General features: G+C 70.2%; 3 protein-coding genes and 1 tRNA gene. 3 read left to right on the top strand and 1 reads right to left on the bottom strand.

What is annotated here, in order from left to right:
- Window positions 1-165 precede the first annotated feature (165 nt).
- Both ACFVYN_RS40855 and ACFVYN_RS40850 read left to right on the top strand, forming a co-directional pair.
- Entirely contained in the window at window positions 166-828 is a 663-nt protein-coding gene (locus ACFVYN_RS40855) for a DegT/DnrJ/EryC1/StrS family aminotransferase (protein WP_390007891.1), read from the top strand.
- A 75-nt stretch (window positions 829-903) separates the two neighbouring features.
- Window positions 904-979: transfer RNA gene (locus ACFVYN_RS40850), tRNA-Thr, on the top strand.
- Between the two features lie 47 nt (window positions 980-1,026).
- Here ACFVYN_RS40850 and ACFVYN_RS40845 read toward each other — a convergent pair.
- Window positions 1,027-3,780 (bottom strand): SpoIIE family protein phosphatase, encoded by a 2,754-nt coding sequence (locus ACFVYN_RS40845; RefSeq protein WP_390007889.1) that lies wholly within the window; start codon window positions 3,778-3,780, stop codon window positions 1,027-1,029.
- 396 nt (window positions 3,781-4,176) lie between these two features.
- On the opposite strand from ACFVYN_RS40845, the gene ACFVYN_RS40840 reads away from it, so the two are divergent.
- The coding region (locus ACFVYN_RS40840; RefSeq protein ID WP_390007887.1) for a HAMP domain-containing protein at window positions 4,177-5,733 on the top strand (1,557 nt) is incomplete at its 3' end.

Here is a 5,733-nt window from a genome sequence, read left to right as displayed (position 1 = left end):
GCCGATGGTACTGCAGGGGGGACCCTGTGGGAGAGTAGGACACCGCCGAACAATTATTCAAAGGGTTGGATCCTGAACTTCGGTTCAGGGTCCAACCCTTTTTTGTTGGGCGTCACTTGAAGTTCACGTTGCCCAACCACCATCGCCGCCATGGGTACTGCTGCAATGCTCAGGGCCGCCGGCGTCGGAGTCGGTGACGAGGTCGTCGTACCGGCCTTCGGGAACGTCGAGGTCGCCGAGGCGGTGACACTCACCGGTGCGCTTCCGGTGTTCGCGGACATACATCCGGTCAGCTACTGCCTTGACGCGTCCGCTGTCGAGGCGGCCATAACTCCACGTACGGCGGCCGTCGTTGCCGTACACCGGTTTGGGCGGCCGGCCGACATGGCGGGGCTGCTCGCGGTCGGGCGGCGGCATGGGCTGCTGGTGCTGCAGGAGGGGGAGTCCGAGGCGCCGTACGACGAGATCGCTCAGCGTCGGGAGCGGGCCGGCTATCTCGACGGGAGGTTGCGCGGGGTGCGCACGCCCGATGGCGGGGACGGGCACACCTATCAGCAGTACGTCGTTCGGGTTCCCGGTAACGGGCGGCCCGACCGGGACGCGTTCGCTCGGGCCCTGCGGGGCAAGGGGATTGACTGCCGCGTGCCGGTGAAGACGCCCGTGCACCGGCTGCCCGAATTCCGGCGCTGTGTGTCGCTGCCGGAGACGGAGCGAGCCGCCGACGAGACGCTTTCGCTGCCTGTGGACGCTTCGCTGACCAAGCGGGACATGCAGCGGGTCGTGACCGCGTGCAATGCGCTCGGCGGACTGCTTCAGCCTGCTTTCTGAGCGAGTTGGGAGCACGGGTCTGCTCGGGGTATGATCTATTCCGTTGCCGCGAGGGAAACCTCGAAAAGGTGACAGGCCCCCTTAGCTCAGTCGGCAGAGCGTCTCCATGGTAAGGAGAAGGTCAACGGTTCGATTCCGTTAGGGGGCTCCAGTCAAAAGGCCCCGCCCGTTCGGGCGGGGCCTTTTTCACGTTCTCGCTCAGTCCGTCTGCAGGCCGGGGACGCGCATGGCCAGGATCGCCATGTCGTCGGACGGGGCGTCGGAGGCGAAGCGCTCGACCGCACGCATGATGCGGGCCGCGACCGCGCCGGCCGTCAGGCCCGTGCAGGTGGTGAGGACGTCGGCGAGACCGTCGTCGCCCAGCATGCGGGTGCCTTCCCGGCGTTCGGTGACGCCGTCCGTGACGCAGAGAAGGACGTCGCCCGGGTCGAGGGTGACCGTCTCCTCGTAGAGCTCCAGGTCCTCCATGACGCCGAGGAGCGGCTGGGGTTCGGCGGCCGGTTCCACGGTGCCGTCCTGGCGCAGGCGGAGCGGGAGCGGGTGGCCGGCGCAGACGACCTTCAGGCGGGCGCTGCCGTCCGCCTGCGGCCACAGCTCGCCGTAGAGGAGGGTCAGGAAGCGGCTGCGGGCGCCCTCGTCGAGGATCGCGGAGTTCAGGCGCTCCAGGACGGCCGGGCCGCTGAGGCCCTCCCTGGCGAGGAGACGCAGGGCGTGCCGTGCGAGGCCCGTCACCGCCGCCGCGTTCGGTCCGGTGCCGCAGACGTCGCCGATGGCGAAGCCGTAGGCGCCGTCGCTGATGGGGAAGACGTCGTAGAAGTCGCCGCCGACCTCGTTGCCCTCGCCGGCCGCGCGGTAGATGACCTCGACCTCGACGCCGTCGATCTCGGGGAGCTCGGGCGGCAGGAGGCTGCGCTGGAGGGCCTGGCTGATGGCCGTGCGCTCGGAGTAGAGGCGGGCGTTGTCCAGGGCGAGGGCGGCCCGGCGGGACAGGTCCTCGGCCAGTTCCAGGATTTCCTGGCGGAAGTGTTCGTCGGCGGGCTTGCCGAGGGTCAGCATGCCGATGACGCGGTTGCGGGCGACCAGGGGGAGGACGACGGTCTCGCCGCCCACCGCGGAGGCCGTGGCGAGCGTGGGGCCGATTCCGGAGGCGAGCTGGTGGGTGGGGCCGCCGCTGAGGCCGAGGCTGCGCATGGAGCTGCGCAGGGCCGCCTGGTGGGCCGCCTCGCCCGGGGCCGACCAGACACGGGCGCCGGGGGTGGGAACCGGGTCCGGGGGCTGGACCTTCGAGAGCAGCGACTTGATGCCGTCGATGAGTTCCTCGTCCTCGTGCAGGACGTAGGACAGATAGGGATCCGAGGCCTGGTCGGCGATCGTGTAGACAGCACACCAGGTGGCCAGGGTCGGGACGGTCATCTGGGCCATGAGGGCCAGCGTCTGATTGCGGTCCAGGGTGCCGGCGAGAAGGTCGGATGCCTCGACGAGGAAGCTCAGGGAGCCGCGGCGCAGGCGTTCGAGTTCGCCCAGGCGGGCCGACTCGACGGCCAACGCGATCCGGTCGGCGGCGAATTGGAGCCGCAGGGCCTCTTCGTTCGAGTATCTGCCGGGGCCTTCGGCGGCCACGCCGAGGGCCCCGGTGAGGCGGCCCTCGACCTTCAGCGGGACCGTGACGACCGAGCGCATGCCGGTGCCCCTCAGGAGCGGTACGGCGCCGGGTACGGCCGCGAGGTCGTCGTGGACGGCCGGCATGCGGGCGGAGCCGTAGCGGCCGGGGCCCGCCTCGACGGGCACGCGCGCGAAGCGCTGCCGGGCGGAGGGCAGACCGGTGGAGGCGCGGACCTCCAGCTCCGTCTCGTCGTCGGTCGCGAGGAGGAGGAAGGCGGAGTCTCCGTCGAGCATGTCGCGCGCGCGTTCGACCGTGCGCTGGAGGAGCCCGTCGAGGTCGTCCGGGGCCGGGGAGCCGATGAACACCTCGAAGGGGTCGGTGCTCTGGCCGTCGGCGGAGGTGGTGGTGTCCGAGGAGGGGACGCGCAACGGGGTCTGGAGTACGGCGCGTTCGTGGTCGCGGACCAGGAGGCAGACGGTGGAGGGCTCGCCGCCGGTGTCGCGGACGCGCAGGTGGGAGGCGTAGACCGAGGTGACGCGGCCGTTGGCTGCCCTTATGCCGTAACTGCCCTCCCAGCGCGAGAGCTGGAGTGCCTCGACGATGCCGGTGCCGGTGCCGGGGGTGTGCGGCCAGGCCGCGAGGTCGGTCAGGGGCTTGCCGATGACCTGCTCGGCGGCGTACCCGAAGAGCTCCTCGGCGTCCTCGTTCCACGAGGTGATGGCGCATGTGCGGTCGATCTGGACGACGGCCACACGGACGCGGCCGTCGGCCAGCGGGAGCAGGTCCGCGGGCAGGGCCGGGCCGGCCGCGCGGGTGCCCACGGGGCGCCCGGGCAGGACGAGCTGGAACCAGACCTGCTTCTGGGTGGGGGTGTACTCGACGCCCCAGCGGGCGGCGAGCGCGGCGCAGAGCTGGAGGCCGCGGCCGCCCTCGCGGTCGAGGTTGCCCATGTTGACGGCCTGGCCCTGGAGCGGGATCTCACGCTCGGGATAGTGGTCGGCCACCTCGATCCGTACACCGTCGTCGCTGCGCAGACACAGAACATCGGCGGCGGTGCCCGCGTGCACCACGGCGTTGGTGACGAGTTCGCTGGTGAGGACCACCGCGTCGTCCACGATGTCGGCGAAGCCCCAGCCCTGGAGTGTGTCGCGGACGAAGGAGCGGGCGGTGGCCACCGATCGTCCGAGGGGCTCGAAGCTGGCGGCCGCGCGCGCGGTGATCACAGAACTCCTCGTCCGGTTGTCGACGTGCAGGGCTGCCTGGCCGACCGGCTCGTGCCGCTGCTGCGGCAGGCCGCCCGTCGGCCGGGGGTCCGGGGGCTGTCCCCCCGGGATCAGTCCGGTGGTCATGTGTGCGGCCGCCCTCCGATGCCCGCTCGTGCTCGTGCCACCGCCCAGGCCGGACGGACCGGCTCGGCTGGACAGCCGCATGCAAGGTTACTTACCTTCGACGGCCATGCGGATGCCGGTCTGCAGTGTTTCCGTCCGGAGGGTGTGCGGACGATGTGCGAAGCTGCCGAACTGTTATGGCCGGGTTCAACCAGGGTGAAACACTGGGCAGGCTCCTGAAGAAGGTTCGGGCAGGCCGAGTGGCTTGCGCGTACGGCGGGCAGCAGCCCGTGGTGCGGCTTTGCATGCCTGGCTGACATATCGCTGTAGTAAGCAGAAGTGCGCGGCAGCAACCGGTGCGCCGCGCGGTATCACCCGAGCACAGCAGTAACGGTCGACCCCTGCGGGAGGGACACAGTGGAGTCTGGCGCAGCGACGCGGGGCACTAAAACGCGCGCGAAGGACGGACAGTCCCCGAGCGGCCGGCGCACACCGCGGAGCGGGACCACGGCGGTGGACACGGCCGCCCTGGACCGGCTGATGACGGCGCTGGTCTCGATGCGTGACGGGAACTTCCGCAAGCGGCTCACGGTGTCCGGCGACGGGGTGATGTCGGAGATCGCGGCCGTTTTCAACGAGGTGGCCGACCGCAATCTGCATCTGACGGGTGAGCTGTCGCGGGTGCGGCGCATGGTGGGTCGTGAGGGCAAACTCACGGAACGGCTGGAAACAGGTGCCTGTGAGGGTTCCTGGGCGTCCGCCATCGATGCCTCCAACGCGCTCGTGGACGACCTCGTACGGCCCGTCTCCGAGGTCGGCCGGGTACTGTCCGCGGTCGCGGAGGGCGATCTGTCGCCCCGGATGGAGCTCAGGACCCAGGCGCCGGACGGGACGGGGCATCCGCTGCGCGGGGAGTTCCTGAAGGTCGGGCGGACGGTGAACAACCTTGTCGATCAGCTCTCGACGTTCACCGACGAGGTCACGCGGGTGGCCAGCGAGGTCGGTACCGAGGGCAAGCTCGGCGGGCAGGCACGCGTGCGTGGCATGTCGGGCTCCTGGAAGGACCTGACCGAGTCCGTCAACACGATGGCGTACCGGCTGACGGCGCAGGTGCGGGACATCGCGCTGGTGACGACGGCGGTCGCCAAGGGTGATCTGTCCCGGAAGGTCACGGTTCACGTGGCCGGCGAGATGCTGGAGCTGAAGAACACCGTCAACACGATGGTGGACCAGCTCTCGTCCTTCTCCTCCGAGGTGACCCGCGTCGCGCGTGAGGTCGGCGTCGAGGGCGAGCTCGGCGGACAGGCGCAGGTGCCGGGCGTGGCCGGGGTGTGGAAGGACCTCACTGATTCGGTGAACCTCATGGCCGGCAACCTGACGGCCCAGGTGCGCGGGATCGCCCAGGTGACGACGGCGGTCGCCAGTGGTGACCTGTCGCAGAAGGTGACGGTCTCGGCACGCGGCGAGGTCGCGCAGCTCGCCGACACGATCAACCAGATGACCGAGACGCTGCGGATCTTCGCGGACGAGGTCACGCGCGTGGCCAACGAGGTCGGTGCCGAGGGACAGCTCGGCGGACAGGCGAACGTGCCGGGCGCTGCGGGGACGTGGAAGGACCTCACCGACTCGGTGAACACGGTCTTCCGGAACCTCACCACACAGGTGCGGGACATCGCCGCCGTGACGACGGCGGTGGCCAACGGTGACCTGTCGCAGAAGGTCACCGTCGACGTGGCCGGCGAGATGCTGGAGCTGAAGAACACCGTCAACGGGATGGTGGACCAGCTGTCCGCGTTCGGTGCCGAGGTCACGCGCGTGGCGCGCGAGATCGGTGTCGAGGGTGAGCTGGGCGGCCAGGCGCAGGTGCCCGGGGCGGCCGGTACCTGGAAGGACCTCACCGACTCCGTCAACACCGCGTTCAGGAATCTCACCGGACAGGTGAGGAACATCGCCCAGGTGACGACGGCGGTGGCC

This window comes from Streptomyces sp. NPDC058307 (assembly GCF_042880295.1).
Lineage (GTDB): Bacteria > Actinomycetota > Actinomycetes > Streptomycetales > Streptomycetaceae > Streptomyces.
This window is presented reverse-complemented; position numbering and strand designations above follow the sequence as displayed.

What these genes read in the sequence shown, in the direction of transcription:
- ACFVYN_RS40855 (WP_390007891.1), top strand. Translation starts at nt 166, where the DNA reads ATGCTCAGGGCCGCCGGCGTCGGAGTCGGTGACGAGGTCGTCGTACCG.
- ACFVYN_RS40845 (WP_390007889.1), bottom strand. Translation starts at nt 3,780, where the DNA reads ATGACCACCGGACTGATCCCGGGGGGACAGCCCCCGGACCCCCGGCCG.